Genomic DNA, 26853 nt, shown 5'->3' with positions numbered 1-26853 from the left:
GCAGCAAATGGTATCTTCCAAGGAAGAAAAAGACGTGACTCTTGAAGAGATCAATAAGGTGGCCCGATCATCGGCCATTTTTTTGACGTTGATTGGAGGAGGTACTACAATAATCTGCCTTGGCCAAGATTTTCTTTTATAAGTAGCTCAAGAGGCGGCACCAAAAAAGCCCCAAAATTCTTGAAAAGCCGCATGGGATAAGCGTGTAATTGTCCTCTTCTGGGCACCAATCAAAACACTCCCGCTGATCCCACCTGTACTGACCGTGCCGGCCCAAATGGCACAGGAAGCGCTGCTTTTCTCAGTATGGCAGGACAGCGCATCGCACTCCGGAATTACCCCTACCCGCCCATTTTTTCCTTCTGTTACGCTTAGGCTCTGCGGCCATTTTAGCTACGACATTACCAGCTAATATCTAGCTGTAAAATTTTACAGCTATTCATGCGCCGCGATCCGTTGTCTCATAAGGCGTGTACCGATATAAACCGTTCAGACACATTGGGCAATCAAGAATAACAGATGGCAAACCTGCTTCCCTCACACGCATATTGCTACCCATGGGTCGATCCGACGAACCTAAAGATAACCTTTTCAATCCTTGGAAAAGGGTACCAAGAGGTTCCTTTCTTGATGATTCGATGGATAAAGGGGAAGGGATTCCTGTCGTTAAAGAACTGTGTTCAAGAAATAGGACGTGTTCCATTATGTTCCGTAACCGTATTCCCAGCATCCTGCTATCTGACGTCATCCCCTCCAGCAAGAGATCCAGTAAGGGGAAAATATATCGAAAAGGATATTTGGGGGAGAATCTGTCACCTGTTTTCCGCGCGATTTTAAGTTCTTCCGACTTGAATTACGGTTATCTGAGCTCATCCAGATGAACGACATCGTGGCCGCCTTTAACGAATATTTCGAAGTTATCGACGCCGACACTCCGGAGTTGTTGCGAGATGTATTTCGCCTTCGTTACCAGGTACTCTGTATCGAGCAGCGCTTGCCTGGGTTTGAAGCATCACGCTATCCTGATGGGTACGAACATGACGATTACGATGTCCACTCCTCCCACATTCTTCTTCAACATCGTCCTTCCGGCGATTTTGTCGGGACGGCTCGCCTGATACTCCCGGACCCGCTGACTCCCGAAAAACGATTTCCTATCGAACAGCACGCGCAACTTGATCCATTTTTTAATATTAATCGCTTACCTCGGCAACATACCGCCGAAGTATCACGCTTGCTCATTGCGCGGCGATTCCGGCGTCGCACAGGCGACAACGGAGGGCTAGAAAATGCGATAACTGCTGAAGACAGCAATATAAAAAAGGTGCGCCGTTTCCCTCATCCCGTTCTTGCGCTTGTTGTTGGCCTCATACGGATGTCCGCTGTTCACCACATAACCCATTGGCTATCGATCATGGACCCTGCCTTGAACAGGCTGTTAAGCCTCTACGGACTCCAGCACGATCCTATCGGCCCATTGATCCAGCATCATGGCCAGCGGCGGCCCTATCACCTCTGTGCGGCTGTTATGCTGGAGAGGATGTATAAAGATCATAGGGCGATTTGGGAGCTTGTTACTGATTACGGCAAAGTCATTCCAGGAAGTCCCACGCTTGCTCCCGCTCCAACATCTGTTTCTGCTCTTCTTGCCGATATTAAAAAATAACAATCGCACAAATTGCGCGATATCCGACAGAACTGGCTTCACGATTACCTGTTTTCATTCCGAGCGGCCAACGACTCAAGCTGACCTGAGCACTCCCCGTGACGCTCCACAAGGTAATGTCTACGGGGCAGATAAAAAATTGTGACAATTAAAATAAAAATCAGTCATCTGATTTCGTCTATATGCCTGCTACTCGGCCTTTTATTCATGGCGGGTAAAACGTGGGCAGTCGAGCCTTACGAGATCGTCACTAACTCCGGCGTCAGCGAAAAAACCCTCTCCAAAAACGCCTTGCGCGCCATCTTCGGCATGCGCCTGCACACTTGGCCGGACGGCAGCCCCATTCATGTGTTCGTGCTTCCGGATGATGCCCTCCTGCACATCGCGTTCTCCAAGGAAAAACTGAATGTTTTTCCCTATCAACTCCGCGCAGCATGGGACCGGCTGGTGTTCTCGGGCACGGGACAGGCGCCGGAAACGGTCGCTTCTCTAGAGGAAATGCTTGCAAAAGTCGGTAGCACACCCGGAGCAATTGGCTATTTAACCCGATCCAGAATGGATAGCACTGTCAATGTTCTGCACGTCAAGTAACCACATTCGCCGCTGTTTGACGCGAGATGTTGCCCGGCTCGTCGTAATGTCTGCCGTCCTTTGGAATTGTGTGGCTTACGCGCAGAAACTGCCGATTCCTCAGAACCTGCCGAACAACCTGCAAATACATGGCTTTGCCAGCCAGAGTTGGCTCAAGAGCACAAATAACAATAACGTTTTCGGGAAAAGCAGTTCCGATAGCGGAAGTTTTGACTTCAGGGAACTGGGACTGAATGCTTCCATGAGGCCCAGGCCCAACCTCCAGTTTTCGGCTCAGATGCTTTCCCGCACTGCGGGAAAAGGGAGCCCGGGCAACATCCGGCTCGATTACGGATTCATTGACTATGCGTTTCTATCGGAAGAAAACAGCAAGATAGGAATACGCCTCGGCAGGATGAAGAATCCGCTCGGCTTTTACAATGACACGCGCGACGTTCCCTTCACACGGCCGAGCATACTTTTACCGCAGTCCATCTACTTCGACCGCACCCGTAAGCTAGCGATTGCAGCTGACGGGGGATACCTGTACGGTGAACACCGTTCGGATATCGGGAATCTTTTGGTAGAAGGTGGATTTGGCCGTCCTCTGGTCAGAGGCTCAGAAACTGAAGTTGCGTTGCTGGGACATGAGATGCTGGGCCACCTTGTCCCGGAGATATCGTACATTGGGCGCGCAACCTATGAGCTCGACGAAGGCCGGCTTCGTTTTGCTTTCAGCGGAGCGCATGTGAACATAAATTATGATCCCGCGAGCGGCGACTCACTTCGCGCGGGCTCGATTCGCTTTACACCTCTCATTTTCTCCGCGCAATATAACGCAGAACGCTGGAGTTTCACTTCGGAATACGCGCTTCGCCATTTTGAATATAAAAATTTTGGTGTGGCGCCCCTCAATCTGGATTTCCTTGGCGAAAGTTATTATTTTCAGGGAGTTTATCGAATCACGCCGGAATGGGAAGCAATCGCTCGTTACGATGTCCTGCATACGGACAGCGATGACCGCAGCGGAAAAAAATGGGCGGCAGCTACAGGCGGCGATCCGCATCGGCGGTATGCTAAAGACATTACCGTAGGGCTGCGCTGGAATGTCACACCTGAGTTCATGTTGCGTGCCGAGTATCACCGCGTGAATGGGACAGCTTGGCTTTCGACTCTCGATAACCCTACCTCGGGAGACCTGTCGCCGCATTGGAATCTGTTTTCCATCCTCGGCTCCTACCGGTTCTAGACATGCTGCAGGATAAGTATTTTCATAATCAGGCTATGCAAAGAAATGGAGCGATAGCACCTGAAAAGCCCCAGAAATTTCTGGGGCTGAAGTGGAAAGTTCTGCTGCTGAGCAGCCTCATACTGATTGCCATCGTGGCTTCGTTCACGGGAATTACCTATCTGAGCCTGATGGATGACTTCGAGAGCCAGAGAAACGCGCAGCACCAGCGTTATGCCAAGGAAGTTGAAGGACTGATTGACCAGGTTTCGATAAATTTGCATCAACTCGCAGGATTGATTCCTTTCCTGGAAGGAATGGATAAAAGCCTGCTCTCAGGTAACAAAGAATACGTCACTCAGGCATTTGATCCCTATTGGACACCTTTGCAGCTCCACAAGGGTATCGAATTACTGCGTTTTTACGACAGCTCAAATCAGCAACTGGCAAGTTGGGGAACTTCCCAGCCTGTTACTCATGACGCATTGATGTCCGCTTGGGTACACGAGGTGAATGCGCAGGAAAAGCCGATAAGCCACCTCAGTTGCCCCAGCAGCTGCATGCAATTTGCCGTGACGCCCCTGCTCGTGGAGGGTAACAATGTGGGGGTGATCGTCATTGGGACCCCCCTGATCGATGTGATCCTGGGTTTCAAGGATATCTCGGGCGCTGATATCGCCTTGCTGGTGAGCGAAAAAGGCGATTTGCCCGAAAGCAGCAAGGTAAAAATTGCAAACTGGAATGTCACGATTGCTGCACACAGCAGGGAAATGAACATTACTGTTCTAGATGACGTCGCAGCGAATTATCCGGACCTGGGAAGCCTCGAGGAGGGCATCCTGGTTTCGTGGCAGGATAGACACCTGCAGATAAAGCCGCTGTTTCTGGAGAGAATGGCGGTCTCGGAAGACGATGCTCACTTCATGGTTGTAACTGACATCACCTCCACGATCCGTACCATTCACAGCTCGACACAGCAAAACATGATAATTGGCCTGGCCGGGCTCGTACTCTCTGAAATACTGTTATTCATCATTCTCACCAAGCCGCTGTCGCGGCTCAAGCACATCGTTTTTACTCTCCCTCTTCTGGCTCGCAGCAGTTTCAAGAATTTCCGCCTGGAGCTTCGCTCCGCCGGCCAGAAACGATGGGTGAAAGATGAGATTGACCTGCTCGATGAAACAGCGGTGGCCCTGTCGCATCAACTGGAGAAGCTCGAGGATCAGGTGGCGGACAGAACCAATATACTGGCGAGCAAGATGCACGAGCTAAGCAAGGAGAGGGATTTCATCAACAATCTGCTGGACATTGCGCAAGTGATCGTAATCACGCAAAAGGCGGATGGTGAGATTCTCACACTCAATGCCTATGGAGAAACGCTTATTCAGTATACTGAAAAAGAGCTGCAGGGAACGTCCTTTCTCCATCTTCTGGCGCTCGACGGGAATCTGCACGATCTTCCCGTTCATCTGGAAGAGGTGCGGTGCCAGCGAAGGGATCAGCTTCGGCACGAAGCGAATATCGTATGCAAGGATGCTTCCATTCGTAATATTCTGTGGCTGCATTCACGCCTGACCCGGCACACCGAGGATGACCCCGCAATGTTATCGGTGGGCCTCGACATGACGGAACACAAGCGTGCTGAAGGGCGTCTTGCCTGGCTGGCGGATCATGATCCGCTCACGGATCTTTTCAATCGCCGCCGCTTCCAGGAAGAGCTGGAACAGATGCTGAATCTTGCCGCGCGCTACGGGTATTCCGGAGCCTTACTCTTTTTCGACCTTGACCAGTTCAAGTACATCAACGATACCAGCGGGCATCAGGCAGGGGATGCCTTACTTAAAATGGTGGCGCGCCTGCTGCTTGGCAACATTCGCAGCGTCGACATACTCGGACGCCTGGGAGGCGATGAATTCGCAGTAATTTTGCCCCAAACCACGGCTGAAGGGGCGATAGAAGTGGCAAAAAATACGCTTGCGAGCCTGAATCAGGGAAAGATTACGATAAATGGTCGCACTCATAAAGCATCAGCCAGTGTCGGTATCGCGCTTTTTCCGGAACATGGCAGCAATGTCCACGACCTCCTGGCCGCGGCCGATCTCGCCATGTATCAGGCAAAGGAAGCCGGACGAGGAGGATGGCATTTGTTTTCCGACGAAGAGAAAACACGTGAACGCATGTACACACTCGTCTATTGGAAGGAGAAGATTGAGTATGCCCTTTCACACGAACGTTTCCTATTCTATTTTCAGCCCATCATGCATATTCGGCGCAGGACTATCGATCATTACGAGGTGCTGCTGCGCATGCTCGACAATGATGGAACCATTCTCGCGCCCCAGTTTTTCATCCCCGCCGCAGAACAGACCGGACTTATCCATGCTATTGACCACATGGTTTTACGTAAATCGATTGCGCAATCGGCTGAAATACAGCGTGCCGGTCAGTGCATCCGTTTTTCCATAAACTTGTCGGCGCATGCATTTCACGATCCGGAACTGCTGCCGATACTGAAAGATGCATTTGTCGAGTATGGCGCGGATCCCTCGAATTTCATGTTTGAAATAACCGAGACAGCGGCACTCGAGGATTTGCCCGCGGCACGGGAACTCATGGAGATGATCAAGAAGCTGGGCTGCAGTTTCACGCTGGATGATTTCGGAGTCGGTTTCTCCTCCTTCTATTACATCCGGCAACTGCCGATCGATGTTGTAAAGATCGATGGCTCATTCATACGAAATCTGGCGGACAGCCCCGATGACCAAATACTGGTGCAGGCTTTGTGCGATGTGGCAAGAGGATTCGGAAAGAAGACAACAGCGGAGTTCGTGGAAAATGCAGCGACTTTTTCAATCCTTGAGAAAATGCAGATCGACTATGCCCAGGGATTCTTGATTGGAACACCCTCTCCCGCTTATGACACATCGTTCAGCGATTTCGCGAAGATGTGACGAACTCATGCTGGCATGCCGGGAAACGTATTGAAGAAGCAGGTCATTGATCCCGAATCCACCGGCTCCCTGGTCTATTGAGAGCACCATGCGTCTTTCACGCTTCGTCCGGCTCGGGATTCTCAGTTAGCTCCACTTTTAGGTCTCTATCTGATGGGCTTTCTTCCCGGCCTTCCCTATGGTCAATCTCTCCGGGAATTTTTGGAGTTGTGCACGCAACATCCGCATTTTGTGCCCTATGGCGCAACGCATGGTCCATCAGTACCAGTGCGAGCATTGCTTCCGCGATGGGTGTGGCCCGGATACCGACACAAGGATCATGCCTGCCGTGAGTTTCCACCATTACCGGATTGCCCGCCTTGTCTACTGAGCGTTGCGGCAGGCGTATGCTTGAAGTGGGCTTGACGGCGATGTTCACCACGATATCCTGTCCCGTCGAAATACCGCCCAATATGCCCCCTGAGTTGTTGCTGAGGAACCCCTCTGGACTGATTTCGTCGGAGTGCTCGGTTCCTTTCTGACTCACAGCAGCAAATCCGGCTCCGATTTCGACCCCTTTAACCGCGTTGATGCTCATCATGGCATGGGCGATTTCAGCATCCAGCCGGTCATACACAGGCTCGCCCCAACCGACGGGCACACCTTCGGCAACGACACGAATCCTGGCCCCCACCGAGTCGCCTGATTTTCGCAGCTTGTCCATGAATTCTTCCAGGCTTGGCACAATGTCCGGGTCAGCCGAAAAAAAAGGGTTCTCACCCACCGCTTCCCATTGTTTGAATGGAATCCCGACAGGTCCCAGTTGCGCCATGTGACCTCGTACTACCACTCCATATTTTGCACGCAGCCATTTTTTTGCTATGGCCGCGGCCGCCACTCGTACAGCAGTTTCGCGTGCGGATGAACGCCCCCCACCCCGGTAATCGCGTATGCCGTATTTTTGCCAATAGACATAGTCCGCGTGCCCGGGGCGGAAGGTGTCCATGATTTTGCTGTAGTCCTTGCTGCGCTGGTCTTCATTGCGAATCAACAGCGCAATGGGAGTACCCGTAGTTTTCCCCTCGAACACACCTGAGAGAATTTCTACAGTGTCCGACTCGCGCCGCTGGGTCACGTAACGGGAGGTACCGGGCTTGCGCCGGTCCAGATCCTGCTGAATATCCTCAGCGGACAGCTCCATTCCGGGGGGACAACCATCCACTACGCACCCTATGGCAGGGCCATGGGATTCCCCGAAAGACGTCACGCAAAACAGTTTGCCAAAAGTATTCCCGGACATTTCACTTTTCTAGCTAAATCAAGGCTCGAAGTTTAACATATCCCCATAGCTTACCGTCCTCCGGTACGCCTTTCATTCCTGTTCCACCAGTAGCCGGAGGATCGGCCGCGTATTATCGATCAGCAATCCAGAAAGAAGAATAAAGGGAAATCATGAAAGCCATCCTGATGAATGCTCCGGGCGCACCAGAGGTATTGACACCTGCCGATGTTCCCATGCCCGATCTTGCTGGTCCGCTCGATGTGCGGGTGAAGTTGCACGCGGCAGGCGTAAACCCGATCGATACCAAGGTGCGCAAGGCCAATATGTATTACCCGGACAGGCTTCCGTCTATCCTCGGATGTGATGGGGCAGGCGTGGTTGAAGCCGTTGGCAGTTCAGTGACTCGTGTGCGCACAGGCGATGAAGTCTTCTTTTTCAATAACGGCCTGGGCGGCGCACCTGGAAACTATGCGGAATACGCGGTCGTGCATGAAGATTATCTGGCATTGAAACCCAGGAATCTGTCAATGGTGGAAGCAGCCGCCGTTCCGTTGGCTCTGATTACCGTATGGGAAGCACTGATAAAGCGCGGCAATCTCAAGGAGGGCCAGACTGCGCTGATTCATGCGGGTGCGGGCGGCGTAGGCCATATTGCCATCCAGCTTGCCCGATACCTGAAAGCGCGGGTTGCCACGACAATTTCGAGCGAGGGAAAGGCCGCCTTCGTGCAATCCCTGGGGGCCGAGCTTGCAATCGATTATCGCCGAAATGACTTTGTGGACACTGCGCTCGAATGGACGAAAGGGCTGGGCGTGAACCTCGCTCTGGATACTGTCGGTGGAGAGACGTTCTGCAAATCCTTCTCCGCCATCCGGCTGTATGGCAGGATAGTGTCGCTGCTTTCAACGGCCTGTGATGCAAAGCAACTCAATACTGCCCGGCTGCGCAACCTGAGCATCGGCTACGTGCAAATGACCGCTCCCCTTTATTTCGGTTTACATCCCGCGCGTGTAGTCCAAACCAGCATACTTGAACAAGGTGCGAGGCTGCTCGAACAAGGCATCCTCAAGATTCACGTCAGCCGCACGCTGCCTCTGACAGAAGCCGCCGAAGCGCATCGTTTGATCGAAGCGGGACATACTCTGGGCAAGATAGTGCTGAAGATTGCCTAGCGGTTTCATTCTTCCAGGCATTCCTGCCGAGCTTGGGTTTTCAAGAAGAATCCTGGATTCCCGGGTTCCTCCTGGTTTTCAGCTTTTTCCCTCACCGATTGAAGCCCCCGCTTTCGATCCCAGATCCATCGCAAGTCGCTGGAGTGCTTCGCCTTCATCCAGACCATCGAGGAAGCGCCGGGGTATCCCCGACAAGCCGACCTGGGCTCCAACGAGAGCACCGGTCAAAGCGGCCCGCGCCTCATTTTCGCCGCCGCCATTCACTGCGTGGAGCACAGCTGATTCGAAATCATTCGGAAAACGGGCAGTGAGATGATAGGCCGCGGGAAGCTGATGATAAATGGCGCAGGTCATGCCATAAACGATGGAGACTTTCCATGCCGGTTCTATCCGGATATCCGGGTCTAGCGCAGCTGCTGCTATATATGAGGGCGTGAGCAGGGCATCCGGAGAGACAGAATATCCACTTTCGCACGGAAGGTCTTCTTGAGGCGGCTGCAAGTCAGTATGTGCCATCGTATGGAAAGGCAATGTTCCCGCCCTTGCCAATCGCATGAGCTTGCCGGAAAGACTCCTGTTGAGCTGGTGTCCCTGCACCAAAAGACTCAGCACCGACCCGTACGCGACAGTCAAGGTAACCACAGTCCCGTCGATCTGGGTAAGACGGGTATTGCTGGAGATAACGGCTGCCATCTCTTGCGGCTGAAAGGCGTAACGGACCGCCAGGGCCAGCGTGCGCCCTATCGCTTCAGTAGTATCGGCCTGACCTCCCGTTTGCCCCCATGGCAGGTTTTGCTGGACCCGCTTGCGCCAGGCATCGCGAATCGACTGCTGGGTATATCCGCCAGGACCGTTCACAGGCATACCGTTAAGAAATGGGAATATTTCCTCATCCATCCGCTGGCAGAAATCCGCTTCGTCATAGCCGCCGCGCTCGACGAGCGAGCGCAGCATGAGCCGGAGAATGATACCGGTCTGGGACAGCTGGCCTGCCTTGAGATCACTATGGTAGCGGCCGGGCTTGGGATCGGTATAAGTCGTGATCCAGTCGCCGTAGTCGCGGCGGAGCACTGCCAGGTCGTAGTACCAGTGAGGACCGAGGCCCAGGGCATCCCCGATAAAAGCGCCCATGATGGCGCCGGCAGCGCGGTTCTGTATGACAGGGTCGAACATGTTCTGATCCTCCTTTTCGCAGGAAATGCTTGCGATACAAAAGTTTCAGCTTCGAATCGTGAAGCGTAACAGCAGGCGAAAGAACTGTTTTGTTACACTGATTGCATGAAAGCTTGCAAACCCGCTCAATCAGAAAGGGGCATGTATCCGAACAATTTCGATAAGCGGGAACAGGATATGATCTGTATCCACCTGTTAAAGGTTAAAGGGAGCCTGAAAACAGGACCCTGAGCATCTCCACACCCCACGCCACACCAAACCCGGTCACCGGCCCTCCCACCGCGCCCAGCCCTTCCTTGTGATTGCTCGCGGAAAGGTCCATGTGCAGCCAGGGAACGTCATCCACGAAGCGATTGAGAAATCTGGCGGCGAGAATGTGATCCGCTTCGCTCTCCAGAGTGCACTGCCTGACGTCAGCAATCTTGCTTTCCAGTTCCACATCATAATCGGCATCGAGGGGAAATCCCCAGACCCGTTCGCCTGTTACCCTGCCTGCTGCCAGCGCCTTCTGCATCAACTCTTCGCGATTGCTGAAAATGCCGCTGTAGCGCGATCCCAGCGCCACGTGCATGCTTCCTGTCAGCGTTGCAAAATCCATCATCATATCGGGCTTCTCTCTCGCTGCCATCGTCAGGGTGTCCGCGAGCACCATTCGTCCTTCGGCATCCGTATGGACGATCTCTACAGTAGTTCCATTGAGCGTCCTGATGACATCATTCTGCTTGTAGGCATGCGGACTGATATGGTTCTGTGCGATGGCGAGCCAGCAATCGATATTCACGGAGAGGTCAGCGCGGGTTGCAGCCAACAGTATGCCCAGGGCAACAGCGGAGCCGTTCATGTCCTCGTGCATGCCATGCATGTAACGTGCCGGTTTCAGGTTATGCCCTCCAGTATCGAAGCAGATACCCTTGCCCACCAGGGCGGCTGTCTTGTCCACTTTTTTCATCCGCCGCCGCACGTGCACTATGGCTGCGTCTTCGGGATCGCTCCCCTGGGCAACCGCGACAAAAGCACCTGCGCCCATCTCGCGCAGCGCTTTGACATCGAAGTCCTGATAATCCCAACCTTCCCTTGTCGCCAGTTCCTGGATGCGCTTGCGGTAGAGTCCCGGCGTCAACTCATTGGGCGGCAACACCGTAAGCTCGCGTGTAAGCAGATTTCCTTCCGCCGTGGCTTTCAGCAAGGCAAAATTATCCGCTTCCTCGTGCCCGTGCAGCACGATTCGTTCGAGCCCACGGCAGTTCTCCTCCTTTTTGCCGGTTTTGCGCGAGGGCAGTAATGAACCGTTGATCCATGCTGCGTAGAGTGCCAGTTGCGCCGCCATTCGCCTTTCGTCGGAGTCGCCATAAACGATAACGCTTATTTCGGAAGGGTTTTCTTCCAGCAACAACTGCAAGGCTTTGCGCATCGATACTTGCTGCTCGAACACGGATTTGATCGGATCGATCCTCACCCATGCGCATAACGCGCCACTCGCGAGATTGGCTGAAACCGGCGTCTCTTTGATCTCTTCCGCCTTCATTTTGCGCCGCGACAACAAGATGCTCAGCAAATCTTTTCCAAAAAAATCGAGCTCATCCGATGGTTCGGTCCGCGCTGGCAATACCACCAGGATATGAGTGGCTTTGCCTGCGTCGTCATGGGATGCGAGGGGAGCATTTTTCTGGGTGAGTGTCGCGAGCATAATGAGCGAGCTTAATCGAAATGGAAGGAAAGACGGTTTACGAAAAAGAAGGCCTGTTTATTTGCTAGAATGTAGCCTCGTCCATTATACGCGGGACGCTTCTTTTTACTAACTTCCATTCGCTGACGTTCACGGCTTCGATGCGCCAGTACCTCGATCTCATGCAGCACGTTCTGGAACACGGGCAAAAAAAATCCGACCGCACGGGTACCGGCACGCTTTCTGTTTTCGGCTACCAGATGCGCTTCAACTTGTCGGAAGGTTTTCCCCTGCTGACGACAAAGAAACTGCATCTTAAATCAATCATTTACGAACTGCTCTGGTTTCTGAAAGGTGATACCAATATAAAGTATCTCAAGAAAAACGGTGTCTCTATCTGGGATGAATGGGCGGATGAGAATGGTGATCTGGGGCCGATATACGGTCGCCAGTGGCGCTCATGGCCGGACGGGAAGGGAGGCCATATCGATCAGATCAAGCAGGTGGTCGAGCAGATCAGGAAAACGCCCGATTCCCGTCGCATGCTCGTATCATCCTGGAATGTGGGGGAACTGCAGGAAATGAAGCTGGCTCCGTGCCACGCGCTGTTTCAGTTCTATGTGGCGGATGACAGGCTTTCCTGCCAGCTTTACCAGCGCAGCGCTGATATCTTCCTGGGTGTTCCGTTCAACATTGCCTCGTACGCTCTGCTTACGCTCATGCTGGCGCAGAGCTGCGATTTACGGGCAGGTGAATTCATCCATACCCTTGGCGATGCGCATCTTTACCTCAACCACCTGGAACAGGCACGCGAGCAATTAGGGCGGCCGCCGAAAAAACTGCCTATGATGAGATTGAACCCGGCAATCAGGAATGTTTTCGACTTCCGGTACGAGGATTTCACCCTGGAAGGGTACGATCCTCATCCGTCAATCAGGGCGCCCATTGCAGTATGACAACGCCTCGACTCTCCGTTCTGGTGGCGATGGCGCGAAATCGCGCAATCGGTAATAACAATGCAATCCCCTGGCGACTGCCGCACGACCTCAAGCATTTCAAGGAGCTTACGATGGGGCATCCCATCATCATGGGACGCAAGACGCATGAATCCATCGGCAGGCTTCTTCCCGGTCGCACCAGCATCATTATCACGAGACAACCGGATTATGAAGTTCCGGGCGCACTGGTGGTCAGATCCATAGGAGAAGCGCTCACCACCTGCAGCCAGACCAAAAGCGGAGAAGGAGAGCACCTCGATCAAGTGAATGAATGTTTCGTCATCGGGGGTGCTGACATATTCCAGCAGATGCTACCGCTATGTGATCGCATATACATGACCGAAATCCATAGGGATTTCGAAGGTGACGCGTATTTTCCGGAATTTGACAGGAATGATTGGCGGGAGGTCTCCCGCGAAGAGCACGTGGATGAGAATGGGTTGGAGTACCATTTTACCACACTTGATCGCAAGGCAGGTCAACAGGAACAAGGCGCTCAGCAACTCTGAATCCCGGAACTCTGATTCCTGACCAGCGTTCCTGCAAAAAAAGTGGCGGGCCACAGATAACTGTGACCCGCCTTTTTTATTATTCTTTATTATTATTGTCCGGTCGCGCTGCCTGATCGTTCTGGAACCGGTCTGTCCAGAATCGGCTGGCAGGCTGGGATCCTGATTTCATTGAATTACAGGACGACAACCTCTGGCAAAGGAAAACCGTTGAAGTTGCTGGCGTAGGCTGTCGTATAAGCGCCGGCATTGGGGATATAAATGAAATCACCTTCCTCAATATCCTCCGGCAGCATTTCATCCCGCATCAGGATATCGACTGAATCGCAGGTTGGCCCCGCTACAGACCAGGGGATGTTCGATCCCGTGCGATCGGAAAGAATTTCATACCGCAAGCCCTCCGTGACCTCGATTACGCCGCCAAAGACGCCTGCATCCCAATACATCCAGCGTTTGCCGTTGCGGGTTGCCGTCCCTACTACGCGGCAGACAAAATAGGCTGCATCCGAGACGAGGTAGCGCCCGGGCTCAGCCATGATGCGAATGTTCTCCGGCAGGTTAGCAATCGCTTCGTTCACGACTTCACCGATAACTTCTATCGATGGAATGGGCTTCACATGCCGCACCGGGTAGCCGCCGCCGATATTAAGCAAACGCGGTGACAGTCCCGCCTGGCGCATGTCGGCGAATACCTTGATTGCGCGTTCGATGCCGACCCGCCAGTTCTGCGGATTGCGGCATTGCGAACCGACGTGAAAGGTAACTCCGGCCAGATCAGCCTTGAGGTGGGCCGCTTCGTCAATGATTTCCTTGATCTCGGCTATATGCGTGCCGAACTTGCCGGCGAGCGGCCAGTCACTCCCGATGTTGGGCGTATCTATCCGCAAATATAGTTTCGCGTCCGGCTTCACGCTGACGATCTTGCGCAACTCCTCGACACTATCCAGCACATACCACTCCACGCCTTTGGCTGCGGCGTATTCCAGGTACGCGCGCGACTTCATCGGATTACTGTAATAAATATCCGCAGGAGGCACATCCAGGCTGAGCAGGAGGTCAAGCTCTGAAATGGAGGCAATTTCAAATCCAACGCCTTCCTCGATCAGCGTTTTCAACACGCGCGGATCAGGATTGGCCTTGACCGCATAGTGCGGCTGCACACGCGGCATGGCGGCTTTGAATCTTCGGGCTTTGTTGCGGATGATATTACTGTCAACCAGCAGAAATGGCTTGCTGTAGCCCTTTTTGAGGGCTGCCTGAACATGTTCAAAATCCAGGCTGACTTCGGGGTGGGTGTCGAATATTTCTTCTGCTTCTACGGTTTGCCGTAGAGCGGTATTGCGCATTTGCATGATCGTCCTTCCTTTTGGAGGCGCTACGTTACGGGAGTATGGATATTTACCAGATCAGCCGTGATGAAATAGTTTGCTTTGCTTGTCATGATGACCTCCTGTCGTTCCATTTAATGACGTAAAAAAAATGCGGATTATAGACTTGATTCCGCTGGAATCAAGCATTTTTTTGAATGAGGAAAAGACCCATTGCTCAGCCCAAAGTTCCGCCCCCGGAACAGGGTAATGCTCATTAATATTTAGGTGTTCAGTCCCGCTGCCCGAAGCTTGCGTAAGTAAGCGAGGTGAGCAATTTTCGCAAAGAGAAGAACGTATGACGTTCAGATTTTTGGCAGTGTAACTCCATACTGGCCCTGGTATTTCCCTCCCCTGTCCTTGTAAGAGGTTTCGCAGACCTCGTCGGATTCGAAAAAGATTACCTGGGCCACACCCTCGTTTGCGTAAATCTTTGCGGGAAGAGGCGTGGTATTGGAAAACTCCAGTGTAACGAAGCCTTCCCATTCCGGCTCGAAGGGGGTGACGTTGACGATAATGCCGCAACGGGCATAAGTGGATTTTCCGAGGCAAATGGTCAGCACATTTCTCGGGATGCGAAAGTATTCAACCGTGCGCGCAAGCGCAAAGGAATTAGGCGGAATAAGACAGACGTTGCTTTTCACGTCAATAAAGGAGTTGGAATCGAAATTTTTGGGATCCACGATGGCGGAGTTGATATTGGTGAACAACTTGAATTCATCCGAGCAGCGAATGTCGTACCCATAACTCGAAGTGCCGTATGAAACGATCTTATGCCCGTCAGGAGCATGCTTGACCTGGTTCGGCTCGAACGGTTCGATCATGCCGTGCTCCATCGCCATGCGGCGAATCCACTTATCCGACTTGATTGTCATGTTGAAAGAAGGAATGCGAGGTGAATAGAATGTACAGGCGGAAAACCGGAGAGCAGGCAGGCAAGCAAGACAATCCCGCTCCCCTTCCAGATGCCAATCCTTCCGTTTCGGGGGATCAGGTATCCTCAACCACGATCCTGGCGAACAGCGCGGAATGGTCCAGTGACAGCTCGTCGATCTTCACGGCGAGGCGCCGTGCGATACTGCGATAAATTTCCGCTATTCGCCCGTCAGGCTCTGCAACAACTGTCGGACTGCCGGAATCGGTATGTTCGCGAATTTTTATATCGAGGGGCAGCGCCCCCAACAATTCCACATCATAATCCCTGCACATTTTTTCCGCGCCGCCTGCGCCAAAAATATGCTCCTCGTGCCCGCAGTTTGAACAAATGTGCGTGCTCATATTTTCGATGATGCCAATTATGGGAATCCCTACCTTCTGGAACATCCTCAAACCCTTGCGCGCATCGAGCAACGCAATGTCCTGAGGCGTCGTAACAATGACGGCTGCCGTCACCGGCACCTTCTGCGCAAGTGTCAACTGGATATCGCCCGTTCCCGGCGGCATGTCCACAATGAGATAATCCACCTCTTCCCACCGGGTATCGGTCAGCAATTGCTGCAGTGCCTGGGTAACCATGGGGCCGCGCCATACCATCGGCGTTTCCGCATCGATCAGAAGCCCGATGGACATGGCCTGAATGCCATGTGCCCTCATCGGTTCGATGGTCTTGCCATCGGGAGAATCGGGCCTGCCCGTAATGCCCAGCATTTGCGGTTGCGAGGGACCATAGATATCCGCATCCAGTATCCCGACAGAAGCGCCTTCGGCAGCCAGCGCCAGCGCAAGATTGACTGCCGTGGCAGACTTGCCTACCCCACCCTTGCCCGAGGCCACAGCAATGATATTCTTGACCCCGGGAATGAGTTTTACGCCGCCCTGCACCGCGTGGGAAACGATCCTGCTTGAGACATTCGCATTTACGTTGCCAACTCCGGGAATGGCTTTGAGCTTCTCGATCACCTGGGCGCGAATATTCGCCATCACGCTTCTTGCCGGATAACCGAGCACAATATCCAGCGATACATTATTGCCCTCGATGACGACATTGCGCGCCTCGTTGGTGCTTACATAATCCTTGCCCGTGGTGAGATCGGTAATTTCCCCGAGTGCGGCCAATATCTGCTGTTCTGTGATAGCCATTTTTTAAACTCCTTTGATCTGGGCCCACTGATGACTCGAATATTAACAAATATCCAAGGTTCGCGAACTCTTGCCGATGAGGATGAAGTACTCGCCCCTCTCCAGAGAGGAAATTGCCGCTCCACTCTCGAACGCCATTTACCCGGTTCACTCAATTCATCTTATCAGCCGGGCGGTTCTCGGAACAATCTGTCAAGGGCCGCTGGTGAAAGGTAAACAGAAATGAATCAGGACACTGAGAAATCCTTTTCGTCAGCCCCAGAGACCGCAAGCCTCACAGTTTGTTACAATTGTCATTTTGTATCTTTTCGAATCCCTTTCTTAATCGCTTGATGAACAAACGGAAAATCCTCGTCACCTCGGCCCTGCCCTATGCTAACGGCAGCATCCATCTCGGCCATCTGGTGGAGTATATACAGACTGACATCTGGGTTCGTTTCCAGAAAATGCAGGAGCACGAGGTGCATTATGTTTGCGCGGATGACGCGCATGGCACGCCGATCATGCTTCGCGCAGAACAGGAAGGCATCACTCCACGGCAACTGATAGACCGCGTATGGCACGAGCATAAGGCGGATTTCGATGGCTTCCATATTGGTTTCGACCACTATTACACTACTGATTCGCCCGAGAATCAGGCATTTTGCGAAGATATCTACCGCCAGCTCAGGGCAAGAGATCTGATTGCCAAACGCTCAGTGGAACAGTTTTATGATCCGGTCAAGCAGATGTTTCTGCCGGATCGGTATATCAAGGGCGAATGCCCGAAATGTCATGCCGGCGACCAGTATGGAGATTCCTGTGAGATTTGCGGCGCCACTTATTCGCCCACTGACCTCATCGATCCCTACTCTGCCGTCTCGGGCGCCAAGCCGGAGCGCCGCGCTTCGAATCACTACTTTTTCAAGCTTTCGGATATACGTTGCGAAACTTTCCTCAAAAACTGGATATTTGAATTGATTCCGGCTCAGTCTGGCATTGCTTTGGAAACGAGGCCCCGACTTCAACCTGAAGCTGCCAATAAAATGAACGAGTGGCTTTCAGCCGGCCTCGTAGATTGGGATATTTCGCGTGATGCGCCTTATTTTGGCTTCCCTATTCCACATACCGGCGGAAAGAAATTTTTCTATGTGTGGCTGGATGCGCCAGTCGGCTATTTCGGCAGTTTCAAGAATTACTTCAAGCAGAACCAGCGAACCCAGGCCGAGATCGACGAATTCCTGCGTCCTGGCGGCAATACGGAAATGGTGCATTTCATAGGGAAGGATATTCTCTACTTTCACGCCCTGTTCTGGCCGGCGATGCTGGAATTCTCGGGATATCGCACCCCTACTCAGATTTATGCTCACGGGTTTCTCACCGTCAACGGCCAGAAAATGTCCAAATCCCGAGGGACTTTCATCACCGCCGAGAGCTATCTGAAGCAAGGTCTGAATCCGGAATGGTTGCGTTATTACTACGCTGCCAAACTCAACGACAGCATGGAGGATATCGATCTCAACTTCGAGGATTTTGTCGCGCGCGTGAATAGCGATCTGGTGGGGAAATATGTCAACATCGCCAGCCGATGCGCAGGGTTCATCATCAAAAAATTTGACGGCAAGCTTACGCACAACATTTCGGAAACGAGCCGGAAATGGTTCAACCAGTTTCTTTTTTGCGAACTGGGGGAGGGAGATACCTTCCTCGGCCGTCATATGTCCATTGCAAATTTCTATGAGCGCAGGGAGTTCAGCAAAGCGATCAAGGAAATCATGTCGGCGGCGGATGTGGCCAACCAATATGTGGATCGGATGAAACCCTGGGTATTGGCGAAAGACAGCAGGAATGACAGGGAACTGCATGAAGTATGCAGCGTCGCGCTGAATATGTTCCGGATGCTGACGGTGTACCTGAAACCCGTGCTGCCGAAGCTTGCGATGGAAGCGGAGCAGTTCCTTGGATTGGATCCTCTTACATGGAAGGATGCGAATTCGCAACACAGATTATTGCCGGAGGGACATCGGATCAACGATTACGAGCACCTGATGACCCGGATCGATCCGAAACAGATCGAAATGCTTATCAATGCAAACAAGGAAAGCCTGGCGCCTGCAAAGTCACAGCAGGCTGCACAGGCTGTAGAAACCATGGAAAAAAATTCTTCCACCCCGCCTGCACCTGCAAAAACAGGAGAAGCAAACCAGGCCGACGCGTCGACCATCTCCATTGAGGATTTCGGCAAAGTCGATCTCAGGATCGCAAAAATCCTCGATGCGGAGCATGTGGCGGGTGCCGACAAGCTGCTCAAGCTCACCCTGGATATCGCTTCGGAACAGCGAACAGTATTTGCAGGCATAAAATCAGCCTATGATCCCGCGCAACTCAAGGGACGCCTGACGGTCATGGTTGCCAACCTCGCGCCGCGCAAGATGAAGTTCGGCATATCCGAGGGAATGGTGCTGGCCGCGGGAGACGGTGACGGCCCTTATCTGCTTTCTCCCGACGAAGGCGCACGTCCCGGGATGAAGGTGAAATAACAAGATGGATTCCTGGACCTGATAGACTTAGCGAAGCTATCCTCTAGGTTCTTCGGCTGCCTGATCAAAGCGAAGTCGACTAAGGTGGGAGGATTTGTTCCGCGGTTCCCTAAAGGGTGAAAAGGCAAACCAAAGAAAGGATCGACGCAATGGGAAGTCAGCTAGCTAGCCGAAGCGGCAAGCGCTCGACGTCGCTGAAGGTATTCAGGTTGCGGGGCCCCCGTCTTTGGCCGCATCAACTTTTGTCCGTCGTACGGCTCAAACTGGCTTCGAAGCACCAAGTCATTTCCAACTTTCACCCAGTCAATTCGGATCGTGAGGTCGTCCTCGATCAGTAGGTGCCCCTTCTCAAATGCGCGGTCCATAAGTAGTGAGAGGCAGATCCCGTTGGAAGGATCGAGCCGAATGCTCTGGTCTTCGCTCCACGGGACTATGTGCGAGGCAACAAGAAAGTCTTTGGTCTCAATCCCGGTAATTGCACACCGGCATCCGTAATTGGATTTGACCGCATTGGCGAACGCTCTCTGTGCGCTCCCGCGCGTCTTGATCGTTGCGCTTGAGTCAGCAACGCTATAGTTCTTATCCTCAATCTGTTCCCGAAACGCTTCGACTTCGTTGGAATCAGGCTCGGCGGCTTCCGCCGCAGCATCCCCTTGTGCCATTGCAGGGTACAGTGTGTCGAGCGTATCGAGAAACACGCTAACAGATGTTGCCAATCTTTCCGAGAGAGGCGCAGGCAGTATCCACGCATTGTGATTCTGGGAGGGATCGAAAAACAGCCCGTATCCGGGACGGCGAAGATAGGCAGCGAGTCCGCGACCTAGGTCGGCGTCTAGATTATCTAGCACAGCAGCAGGGGTATCTGAAGACTCTAGCCTTGAAAGGGCGTGCTTGACTACAGCACTGGGTACTGAGCCTCCGCTGGCGAAGGTTTCCCATGCAAGTGCTGAACTCTGCGATGTTTTGGCAGCAAGTTCCTGAATAGGGAGTGGCACGATGCTAAGATCGGCCCAAGCATATGCGGCGCTTGGTCCGCGCAAGTATGCGCGCAGATGCAATGTTGTCGGCTCATCGTGGAGTTTGATTGCCATCAAGTAGGGCTGGCCGGCACCACGGCTTGCAAGCATTACCAATTCATTCTCAGCTGCGTCGAAGTCGGTGTGTGTAGGGTCGCCCGGAATTGTCTCCGCCGCAGCATCGCTCGGAGAGAGCGACATCTTCCACGCTTTTGGGGCACCTAGGCTGGTTTCCCATTTAAGGTGTGGGCGATCCGCCGAGTTGAAGACGAGTGTGCCAGGCGTCGTTCCTGCTGGCCACTTATATGTAAGGGGTACGGATCCCTCTTCGCCCACAGTCACAGGGAAGAGACGCGTCACGGCATCAAGGAACTCCGTTTTCCTCGAAAGCTGAATGTAGTCCTTCGTATACTTTGTGTTGTCTAACCGCCCGTAGGTCGCGCGATGTGCTGACGGACCATAATAGATAACAAGTACCCATTCGACAGGTTGCGCGACCATCAGACTCTCCCGATGATGAGCGCTTCTGGTGACTGGTGTGCCTCAACCTCCCGTCGACTCTGTGCAGCTAACGAGCGGTGGGCCGTAAACCGGATGATTTCGGCCTCCGGAAAAAGGGAGCGAACCGATACAGTGTCACGATTGGACATCACCCATCGTACACCTCGCCGAGACAGCTCAGCACATGTTTCTGCAAGCTCAATAAGATCTGACATCTCAAAAGTCTTCGCCGTGTATTTGTTGAATTTCGCGGTAGGTTCTTTCTCGACGTCCGGGCGTGTGAATACAGGCAAGTACGGTGGATCGAGGTAGACGAAATCTCCCCGCGTAGCGCTGTCAAGTACTACACGGAAGTCAGCGGCAACAATATCTGCTCTGGCCAAGATATCACCGATGGACTTCATAGTGATGTCATCAATGGCCTTGAAACGACGGTTTCCCCAAGGCACATTCATGGCTCCGGTTCGAGAGTTTTCCCGCCACAGGTGATTCCAGGAAACCCCATTCAAGTAGAGAAAGCGCGCAGCCTTCTCCACTGAGCAAGAGGGTGTTGTAGTTGAGCGGACTTCGTAGTAGAACTCCTTCGAGTCGTTTTTCAAGTACCAGTCCAACAATGGTCGAAGTTCCAATTGGCGGTCTCTTATCGCAACCCAAGCTGCGACAAGGTGTTCATTGAGATCTGCAAGATGCGAGTGGCCGGATACGCGGGTAGCGCAAGCGAGGAAGACGGCTCCCCCACCAAGAAATGGCTCATAGTAGTTTTTGATGCTAACGGGTACGTGCGGAAGGATGCGGGGGAGCAGTCGCGACTTGCCACCTGCCCACCTAATGAAAGGCTTGATTGGCTTCGGATCAGTCGTAGTCGCATACTGTGCGTCCGGGGGCATGTCCAAAGCGGCCAGCGTCATGATCTTTTACTCTTTCAATTTACATGCCAGTAGCGCATAATACAACGTTGTTCGTGACTTTCCCAGCCTCGGGGTTCATATGTCTAACATTCAACTCATTTGGCCGAACAAAGATCTACTGTTAAAAGCATCGGGGGAGACGAGCTACGAGTGGGTACAACCGACTGATCACCGATTGCTTAAGCCACTCAAATTTGAACCGCTCACCACACATCCGCTGAACGCCCAAACAAATGTGCTTGCTATCGGCGATGGTTTGGACGTTCTTGAGGCACTAACGGCACAAACGACCGTCCTGGATGGTGGGATTCGCCTCGTGTACATTGACCCGCCGTTCAACACTCGGGTGAATTTACGTCAGTACAACGACACCATGCAACGGTCGATGTGGCTAAGCATGATGCGTGACCGTCTCGCGACGCTGCGCCCGCTTCTCGCAGAGGATGCGAGCATTTGGGTACACCTTGACGATAGCGAAGTACACCGTGCTCGTGTCGTGATGGATGAAGTCTTCGGTGAGGGTGCATTTGTTGCCTCAGTTGTGTGGCAAAAGAAGACAACCCGCGATTCCCGCGCAGCCTTCTCGTCAAACCACGACACAATTTTGGTGTATGCCCCAAGCGGCCCAAAGAAGTGGAAGACCTCGCGGAATCTGCTAGTCAAAGACGATACTCAGTTGCAGAACCGCGACGATGACCCGCGTGGACCTTGGGCCGATGCGCCCTTCACCGCGCCCGGCTATCGCAAAGCACAACAGTACGATATCGTTACGCCGACCGGGCAAATGCTTCGTCCCCCACGTGGCCGCTCTTGGTATGCTACCGAACAAACCTATCTCGGCTTGCTTGCCGACGATCGAATTTGGTTTCCTAAAGGCGGGGATGGTTCACCACGCTTGAAGCTGTTCGCACATCAGCTCAGAGGACTCGTGCCGTTCACGGTGTGGGGCGCGACAGACACGGGAACTAATGACGACGCAAAGCGACACCTGATGACGATGTTCCCACAGAATGAAGTGTTCGACACCCCCAAGCCTGAATCACTACTGGAGCGGATCATTCACATTGCAACCAATCCGGACGAACTAGTGGTCGATATATTCGGCGGCAGCGGAACGACCGCTGCAGTCGCACATAAGATGCGTCGCCGATGGGTGGTCGCCGAGCGTAGTACACAGACTGTCCTTGATTTTTTACTGCCGAGGTTGCAACGGGTAGTTGACGGCAACGACCCGGGGGGTGTCACCGAGACCACAAACTGGGTCGGTGGGGGCGACTTCGAGATCGTCCATGTATCACCACGATTAGGGACGCTAACAAGGAAGTTCCGGCCAGAAGCTCTCAAACAGCGTCTTGCAACGCTAGAGGAAATTCGAGCTCTGTTGTTTCCCAAAGAAAAGCGTTCGGTCGCAGCCTGATAACGAGGAAAGCCACTTCTTCTTCTGGAAGAGGAAGGAGGTAGCTTACGTTCTTGTCTCAGGGGCATGGTGCTTACACGACGCCGTACAGCTCGCTTAGTCTAAAGCTAGGGCAGCAAAAGAGTCCTGTCAAAGGCTATGTCGAGGGTCATAAGGCTCGTTCATCTGCAGATGATTTGCCTTAGTTTTTGAGTGCTTGATGTCCTTGAATGCCAGATAGAGCTGGTAATCGTGATCTCCGAAGGGCATGAAGACAGGCGTCCTTGCCGTGAAAAGGTTATTTGGCGAGATACTCGTCCGTCGTCACGATCGTGGCGTAGGCGAACGCCAGTGCAGACATGAGAGCGGCATGGACCTGCGCCGCCGACACCGTCTGCCCACGGAACTCAAGATCCCGGGTGGCGCATGCATCGTGAATGACAGTTGTCTTGTAACCGAAGTCCGAAGCGGCACGGGTGGTTGCGTCGATGCACATATGGCTCATCGCACCGACGATGACCAGTTCCTCGATGCCTTTTTCGTCGAGCACCTGCTTCAATTCGGATTTAAGGAACGAATTGGGGTAGTTCTTCACGATGACCGGCTCGCCCTCCTGCGGGGCAACGGAAGAGTGGATCCGGACACCGTCGGTCCCTGGAACGAAGAAGGGGGCATCCGGGTCCGTGAATTCATGCCTGATATGGATGACGGGGTCGCCATTAGAGCGAGTATCAGCAATGATGCGGGCAGCGTTTGCCAGTGTTTGTTCGATCCCGGACAGCGCCAGTTTGCCGGTGGGAAGGTATTCATTCTGAAGATCGACGACAACGGTCGCACGTTTGCTCATGATGTTCTCCTTATGAAAGATGCAATCTCAAGGCTTTTCCGCCTCGAACAGTATGGCTTGCATCGGATAGCGCGTGGGGTTGGAGCCATATTCTCTTGTCAACGCTTCCGCCAGCGCTTCGACTATCTTCTCCGGCTCCACTCCGCCGCGCTCCCTGATTTCCTCGATGACCGGACTGAACACTAGCCCTCGCGCAAAGGCCGGCACATCCAGAATATCGTATTCCCGTTTCTGGACTGAGATGATCATCCGCTCAAAGCCGGAACAAATAAGCGTCTCCTTGACAGGATCGATTTCGAAGGAGGAAACGGGGTCCTCAAGGAACCGGGGCGGGTTCGATGGAAAGAACTGCTTCAGCACCTCGAAAGTCAGGCTGGCGAAGGGATTGTAGCGTCGCGAATCCCAAACGCTGAACAGGTATCGCCCTCCACACTTCAATGTCCGGTACGCTTCGCGAAACGCCGCCTCTTTATCGAAGAACATCACTCCGAACTGGCAGACCACTACATCGAACGCCTCATCGTCGAAAGGCAGCGCCGTAGCGTCGGCGATCTGGAACGTGACCTGCTCGTGGGGAAGAAACTTTGCGCGTGCGACGTCCATCATGGAATCGCTGATGTCGATCGCACTCAATAGCGCATCCTTGGGGAGCACGTTACGCAATTGCCGGGTGACTATTCCCGTCCCTGCCGCGATTTCCAGCACACTGTGGACTGACCTTTCGGTTGCGCGTCTCGCGATGTCGATAGCATAGTGCTCGAAAAGCACGTGTCCAAGATCACGGTCGTAAGCGATGGCGACATCGCCAACATAACCTGCCATTTGACAACTCTCCAGTAAATAAAGCTAATAAAGAACAAGAAATGCAATCTGGTTTAATCGCATTGCAGCGGATTGTTAACGCCAAGCTGCATGTAGATGGGTTGCAGGCGCTCACTGCTTACTTCTGCGCCTGCTCCCTGCCTGCTTCTTTGGAATCCGTCAGCATGGGATCGACCAGAAATTTTTTTCCGCATATCCGATAATGATCGTTGCATTTCGTAGCTGTTGAAATTTCATGAGAAATAGCTCCTTTGCTTCATTAGTCAGAGTTTTCTAAAAACTTGATAAAAAATTGCTGCGACGACCAGAAGAAGCATGGGCCAGAATTGAACGATGCCTTCGTACCATGGCGTTCCCACCGTAATGGGGATTTCCAGCGTGAAATCGGCCTGATTCCCATCTTTTCCGGATAAATAAAGCCTGTATTCCCCCAATTCGGCAATACGCAATACCTGGGTAATGGTCCCGGACTCGTAAGTTCTCGGAGAAATCGTCAGCAGCGTGCTCGATGGGGCACTGCCTTCCATTTTTGCGAGTCTCATGGTCAGCGGCCGTTCACGCGCCGATTCGGGGTAAAGAAGATCAATCGTGACATCCAGTATTCCGGGGCCGGGTATTTTTCCGCACAGGACAGGGACGGACATCGCGCCTGTTGCGTCCTCAGGGATTTCATAGTCCCCAGGAATGAAATAACCCGAATAGCCAATCACAAGTGAGCCGGACTCCATGGTGCATGTGCCCCCGCGAAAGCCCTTCGGATAGGTGCCCGATACATCCCCCTGAGAGCTCACGTGAAACTGCAGGCCGACTGCCACGATAACCGCGAGGAAGCCGCTCAGGATCAGAAAACGCCGCATGCCTGTCGATAAATTTGCCCCGATGCTGTCCATATTTTCTCCTGTAAAAATTCCGGCCTAAGTCGATTCCAAGGCAGCAGCCGTGGGCGGCGCAACATCCTTCGCCTGGGAAGCGGAACCCTCCATGCAACGCAGTACATCCTCGGCGGCAAGCCGTGCAATATAAGCCGCCTTGCTGTTTTGGGTGACCATGGCGGTCACGATCGCGCCTTCTATGATCAGGCCCAGTTTCTGGGTGAGCATATCCGGATCCTTGGCCCCACTTTCCACAACCAGTGTCCTCAGCCGGTTAATTATTTGATCCCGGTACGCACCCGCCACATCCTTTACCCAGGCACTGTCCTTTTCGTGCTCCGCTACGGCGTTGATGAATACGCAACCGAAGAAGTCTTCTTTCGCGAACCATTCCTCCAGCAGATCGAACAGAGCCAGGATGCGCTCCGTGGGGGAACACCTGAGATGCGGTAGGTCCAGGTTGAACCAGTGAAACCACATGTTCGCTTCCGTATCGAACACCGCCTTGAGCAGATTTTCCTTTGAGCCGTAGTGCGCATAAAGGCTGGCGCGAGCCACACCAGCTTCCTCAAGAATCCGTGTAATGCCCGTCGCATGTATGCCGGCGCGGCAGAACAGCCGGCGCGCGGCAAGAAGCAATTTTTCCTCAGTCGATTTGCGTTCTTTCTTCATCAACCTATCCTCCACGATCTGCATGGATTGATGCGGCCTGCCCGGCCGGGGACGCTCCGCTTCATGCACACTGATTATCTCCATTCCTCCTCAGTGGTTATGAAAGCTCAACTAGTTCGGCCTGCTTGCAGCTGATCTCGACATCGAGCGGCACTGGCCGGCTGATCGTATCCGGAATGGGCGCGGTTTTCAGCAGGTTGTCCATGATTTCCTTCACTTTGCCGGGTGAGGAATCAGGCTGGATGTCCACCGCTACCCGGATGCTTTCAAAGCCGGGATTAGTCGCTTCAAGGCTAAAGACGGCACGGAAATTCACCCGGCCGGAAACGTCGAGGCACAGTGATTCCACCGTAATGCCGGCAGCGGACAATCCGCCAATATAGGTGGCGACAAGGCAACCGCCGATTGCGCTGAGCAGCATATCCTCCGGGGTCATGCCGCTTCCCTTGCCGCCGTATTGCTCAGGTTCGTCCCCGATGACTTCCTGGCCATCCATGGCACAGGATATGGTGCGATATCCGTTTTTCCAGACAACAGTCGACTCATATCGGGGGTTGGGGAAAGGTCCGTCTGCATCCACCTCGATACGATCCCGAGTTGCCCCCAACTTGCCGATGTCAATTCCATTCACGCATTTCATCGTCCATCTCATCATCGCCG

Annotated in this window: 22 protein-coding genes; 9 read left to right on the top strand and 13 right to left on the bottom strand. The window is 53.2% G+C overall.

The annotated features are described in order from the left end of the window. The first annotated feature begins 877 nt into the window (after positions 1–877). From AC52W5_RS06730 to AC52W5_RS06715, 4 genes are all read left to right on the top strand, one after another. Positions 878–1666: a PEP-CTERM/exosortase system-associated acyltransferase gene (locus AC52W5_RS06730; RefSeq protein ID WP_495670446.1), complete on the top strand. Its 789-nt coding sequence runs from the start codon at positions 878–880 to the stop codon at positions 1664–1666. Between the two features lie 141 nt (positions 1667–1807). Next, positions 1808–2257 (top strand): hypothetical protein, encoded by a 450-nt coding sequence (locus AC52W5_RS06725; RefSeq protein ID WP_495670445.1) that lies wholly within the window; start codon positions 1808–1810, stop codon positions 2255–2257. Positions 2258–2303: 46 nt separating this feature from the next. Then, entirely contained in the window at positions 2304–3485 is a 1182-nt protein-coding gene (locus tag AC52W5_RS06720) for a porin family protein (RefSeq protein WP_495670444.1), read from the top strand. A gap of 2 nt (positions 3486–3487) precedes the next feature. Then, positions 3488–6415, top strand: a complete 2928-nt coding sequence (locus AC52W5_RS06715; protein ID WP_495670443.1) for a bifunctional diguanylate cyclase/phosphodiesterase — start codon at positions 3488–3490, stop codon at positions 6413–6415. A 97-nt stretch (positions 6416–6512) separates the two neighbouring features. Here AC52W5_RS06715 and aroC read toward each other — a convergent pair whose 3' ends face one another. Beyond that, on the bottom strand, positions 6513–7694 hold the full coding sequence (gene aroC / locus AC52W5_RS06710; protein ID WP_495670442.1) for a chorismate synthase: 1182 nt from the start codon (positions 7692–7694) through the stop codon (positions 6513–6515). Between the two features lie 152 nt (positions 7695–7846). Here aroC and AC52W5_RS06705 point away from each other — a divergent pair, with 152 nt between their 5' ends. Beyond that, positions 7847–8848: a zinc-dependent alcohol dehydrogenase family protein gene (locus AC52W5_RS06705; RefSeq protein ID WP_495670441.1), complete on the top strand. Its 1002-nt coding sequence runs from the start codon at positions 7847–7849 to the stop codon at positions 8846–8848. A 78-nt stretch (positions 8849–8926) separates the two neighbouring features. Here the strand turns inward: AC52W5_RS06705 and AC52W5_RS06700 are convergent, their stop codons facing one another. Together AC52W5_RS06700 and AC52W5_RS06695 are read right to left on the bottom strand one after the other, a co-directional pair. Continuing rightward, positions 8927–10021 carry an ADP-ribosylglycohydrolase family protein gene (locus AC52W5_RS06700; RefSeq protein WP_495670440.1) on the bottom strand — a complete coding sequence of 365 codons (1095 nt, stop codon included), beginning with the start codon at positions 10019–10021 and terminating at the stop codon, positions 8927–8929. Positions 10022–10223: 202 nt separating this feature from the next. Next, positions 10224–11708, bottom strand: coding sequence for a M17 family metallopeptidase (locus AC52W5_RS06695; protein ID WP_495670439.1), 1485 nt, complete (start codon positions 11706–11708; stop codon positions 10224–10226). A gap of 140 nt (positions 11709–11848) precedes the next feature. Here AC52W5_RS06695 and AC52W5_RS06690 point away from each other — a divergent pair, with 140 nt between their 5' ends. Together AC52W5_RS06690 and AC52W5_RS06685 are read left to right on the top strand one after the other, a co-directional pair. After that, a complete protein-coding gene (locus tag AC52W5_RS06690; RefSeq protein ID WP_495670438.1) occupies positions 11849–12643 on the top strand; it encodes a thymidylate synthase in 795 nt (264 codons plus the stop codon). After that, positions 12640–13194: a dihydrofolate reductase gene (locus tag AC52W5_RS06685; protein WP_495670437.1), complete on the top strand. Its 555-nt coding sequence runs from the start codon at positions 12640–12642 to the stop codon at positions 13192–13194. Before AC52W5_RS06690 ends, AC52W5_RS06685 begins: the two co-directional genes overlap by 4 nt. Positions 13195–13370: 176 nt before the next feature. Here the strand turns inward: AC52W5_RS06685 and AC52W5_RS06680 are convergent, their stop codons facing one another. The 3 genes from AC52W5_RS06680 to apbC form a co-directional block, all read right to left on the bottom strand. Continuing rightward, positions 13371–14546, bottom strand: coding sequence for a type III PLP-dependent enzyme (locus AC52W5_RS06680; protein ID WP_074973127.1), 1176 nt, complete (start codon positions 14544–14546; stop codon positions 13371–13373). Between the two features lie 320 nt (positions 14547–14866). Next, on the bottom strand, positions 14867–15436 hold the full coding sequence (dcd, locus tag AC52W5_RS06675) for a dCTP deaminase (protein WP_074973256.1): 570 nt from the start codon (positions 15434–15436) through the stop codon (positions 14867–14869). A gap of 115 nt (positions 15437–15551) precedes the next feature. Further along, the gene (apbC, locus tag AC52W5_RS06670; protein WP_495670436.1) at positions 15552–16640 is read right to left on the bottom strand and encodes an iron-sulfur cluster carrier protein ApbC; all 1089 of its coding nucleotides are present in this window, start codon (positions 16638–16640) and stop codon (positions 15552–15554) included. Between the two features lie 332 nt (positions 16641–16972). Here apbC and metG point away from each other — a divergent pair, with 332 nt between their 5' ends. Then, positions 16973–19159 carry a methionine--tRNA ligase gene (gene metG, locus AC52W5_RS06665; RefSeq protein WP_495670435.1) on the top strand — a complete coding sequence of 729 codons (2187 nt, stop codon included), beginning with the start codon at positions 16973–16975 and terminating at the stop codon, positions 19157–19159. Positions 19160–19320: 161 nt separating this feature from the next. On the opposite strand, the gene AC52W5_RS06660 is transcribed toward metG, so the two are convergent. Together AC52W5_RS06660 and AC52W5_RS06655 are read right to left on the bottom strand one after the other, a co-directional pair. Beyond that, the gene (locus AC52W5_RS06660; protein ID WP_495670434.1) at positions 19321–20376 is read right to left on the bottom strand and encodes an HNH endonuclease; all 1056 of its coding nucleotides are present in this window, start codon (positions 20374–20376) and stop codon (positions 19321–19323) included. A gap of 299 nt (positions 20377–20675) precedes the next feature. Further along, complete coding sequence (locus AC52W5_RS06655; RefSeq protein ID WP_495670433.1) at positions 20676–21584, bottom strand: DNA adenine methylase; 909 nt, start codon at positions 21582–21584, stop codon at positions 20676–20678. A gap of 79 nt (positions 21585–21663) precedes the next feature. Between AC52W5_RS06655 and AC52W5_RS06650 the strand changes: the two genes are divergently transcribed. Continuing rightward, positions 21664–23001 carry a site-specific DNA-methyltransferase gene (locus AC52W5_RS06650; protein ID WP_495670432.1) on the top strand — a complete coding sequence of 446 codons (1338 nt, stop codon included), beginning with the start codon at positions 21664–21666 and terminating at the stop codon, positions 22999–23001. A 277-nt stretch (positions 23002–23278) separates the two neighbouring features. On the opposite strand, the gene AC52W5_RS06645 is transcribed toward AC52W5_RS06650, so the two are convergent. The 5 genes from AC52W5_RS06645 to AC52W5_RS06625 all read right to left on the bottom strand — a co-directional run bounded on the left by AC52W5_RS06645 (position 23279) and on the right by AC52W5_RS06625 (position 26833). Beyond that, entirely contained in the window at positions 23279–23827 is a 549-nt protein-coding gene (locus AC52W5_RS06645) for a cysteine hydrolase family protein (RefSeq protein ID WP_495670431.1), read from the bottom strand. A 27-nt stretch (positions 23828–23854) separates the two neighbouring features. Beyond that, positions 23855–24649 carry a class I SAM-dependent methyltransferase gene (locus AC52W5_RS06640; protein WP_074973135.1) on the bottom strand — a complete coding sequence of 265 codons (795 nt, stop codon included), beginning with the start codon at positions 24647–24649 and terminating at the stop codon, positions 23855–23857. A gap of 263 nt (positions 24650–24912) precedes the next feature. Continuing rightward, on the bottom strand, positions 24913–25539 hold the full coding sequence (locus tag AC52W5_RS06635) for a hypothetical protein (RefSeq protein ID WP_495670430.1): 627 nt from the start codon (positions 25537–25539) through the stop codon (positions 24913–24915). 24 nt (positions 25540–25563) lie between these two features. After that, positions 25564–26277: a TetR/AcrR family transcriptional regulator gene (locus tag AC52W5_RS06630; protein ID WP_495670429.1), complete on the bottom strand. Its 714-nt coding sequence runs from the start codon at positions 26275–26277 to the stop codon at positions 25564–25566. A 13-nt stretch (positions 26278–26290) separates the two neighbouring features. After that, positions 26291–26833, bottom strand: coding sequence for an OsmC family protein (locus AC52W5_RS06625; protein ID WP_495670428.1), 543 nt, complete (start codon positions 26831–26833; stop codon positions 26291–26293). Positions 26834–26853 lie beyond the last annotated feature (20 nt).

The organism is Nitrosospira sp. CT (assembly GCF_059489795.1).
This window is presented reverse-complemented; position numbering and strand designations above follow the sequence as displayed.

Bases quoted from the DNA above. Each gene is read 5' to 3' on its own strand.
- AC52W5_RS06730 (WP_495670446.1), top strand. From the start codon at position 878: ATGAACGACATCGTGGCCGCCTTTAACGAATATTTCGAAGTTATCGAC.
- AC52W5_RS06720 (WP_495670444.1), top strand. From the start codon at position 2,304: ATGTCTGCCGTCCTTTGGAATTGTGTGGCTTACGCGCAGAAACTGCCG.
- AC52W5_RS06715 (WP_495670443.1), top strand. From the start codon at position 3,488: ATGCTGCAGGATAAGTATTTTCATAATCAGGCTATGCAAAGAAATGGA.
- aroC (WP_495670442.1), bottom strand. From the start codon at position 7,694: ATGTCCGGGAATACTTTTGGCAAACTGTTTTGCGTGACGTCTTTCGGG.
- AC52W5_RS06705 (WP_495670441.1), top strand. From the start codon at position 7,847: ATGAAAGCCATCCTGATGAATGCTCCGGGCGCACCAGAGGTATTGACA.
- AC52W5_RS06700 (WP_495670440.1), bottom strand. From the start codon at position 10,021: ATGTTCGACCCTGTCATACAGAACCGCGCTGCCGGCGCCATCATGGGC.
- AC52W5_RS06695 (WP_495670439.1), bottom strand. From the start codon at position 11,708: ATGCTCGCGACACTCACCCAGAAAAATGCTCCCCTCGCATCCCATGAC.
- AC52W5_RS06690 (WP_495670438.1), top strand. From the start codon at position 11,849: ATGCGCCAGTACCTCGATCTCATGCAGCACGTTCTGGAACACGGGCAA.
- AC52W5_RS06685 (WP_495670437.1), top strand. From the start codon at position 12,640: ATGACAACGCCTCGACTCTCCGTTCTGGTGGCGATGGCGCGAAATCGC.
- AC52W5_RS06680 (WP_074973127.1), bottom strand. From the start codon at position 14,546: ATGCAAATGCGCAATACCGCTCTACGGCAAACCGTAGAAGCAGAAGAA.
- dcd (WP_074973256.1), bottom strand. From the start codon at position 15,436: ATGACAATCAAGTCGGATAAGTGGATTCGCCGCATGGCGATGGAGCAC.
- apbC (WP_495670436.1), bottom strand. From the start codon at position 16,640: ATGGCTATCACAGAACAGCAGATATTGGCCGCACTCGGGGAAATTACC.
- metG (WP_495670435.1), top strand. From the start codon at position 16,973: ATGAACAAACGGAAAATCCTCGTCACCTCGGCCCTGCCCTATGCTAAC.
- AC52W5_RS06660 (WP_495670434.1), bottom strand. From the start codon at position 20,376: ATGTCGCTCTCTCCGAGCGATGCTGCGGCGGAGACAATTCCGGGCGAC.
- AC52W5_RS06655 (WP_495670433.1), bottom strand. From the start codon at position 21,584: ATGACGCTGGCCGCTTTGGACATGCCCCCGGACGCACAGTATGCGACT.
- AC52W5_RS06650 (WP_495670432.1), top strand. From the start codon at position 21,664: ATGTCTAACATTCAACTCATTTGGCCGAACAAAGATCTACTGTTAAAA.
- AC52W5_RS06645 (WP_495670431.1), bottom strand. From the start codon at position 23,827: ATGAGCAAACGTGCGACCGTTGTCGTCGATCTTCAGAATGAATACCTT.
- AC52W5_RS06640 (WP_074973135.1), bottom strand. From the start codon at position 24,649: ATGGCAGGTTATGTTGGCGATGTCGCCATCGCTTACGACCGTGATCTT.
- AC52W5_RS06635 (WP_495670430.1), bottom strand. From the start codon at position 25,539: ATGGACAGCATCGGGGCAAATTTATCGACAGGCATGCGGCGTTTTCTG.
- AC52W5_RS06630 (WP_495670429.1), bottom strand. From the start codon at position 26,277: ATGGAGATAATCAGTGTGCATGAAGCGGAGCGTCCCCGGCCGGGCAGG.
- AC52W5_RS06625 (WP_495670428.1), bottom strand. From the start codon at position 26,833: ATGAAATGCGTGAATGGAATTGACATCGGCAAGTTGGGGGCAACTCGG.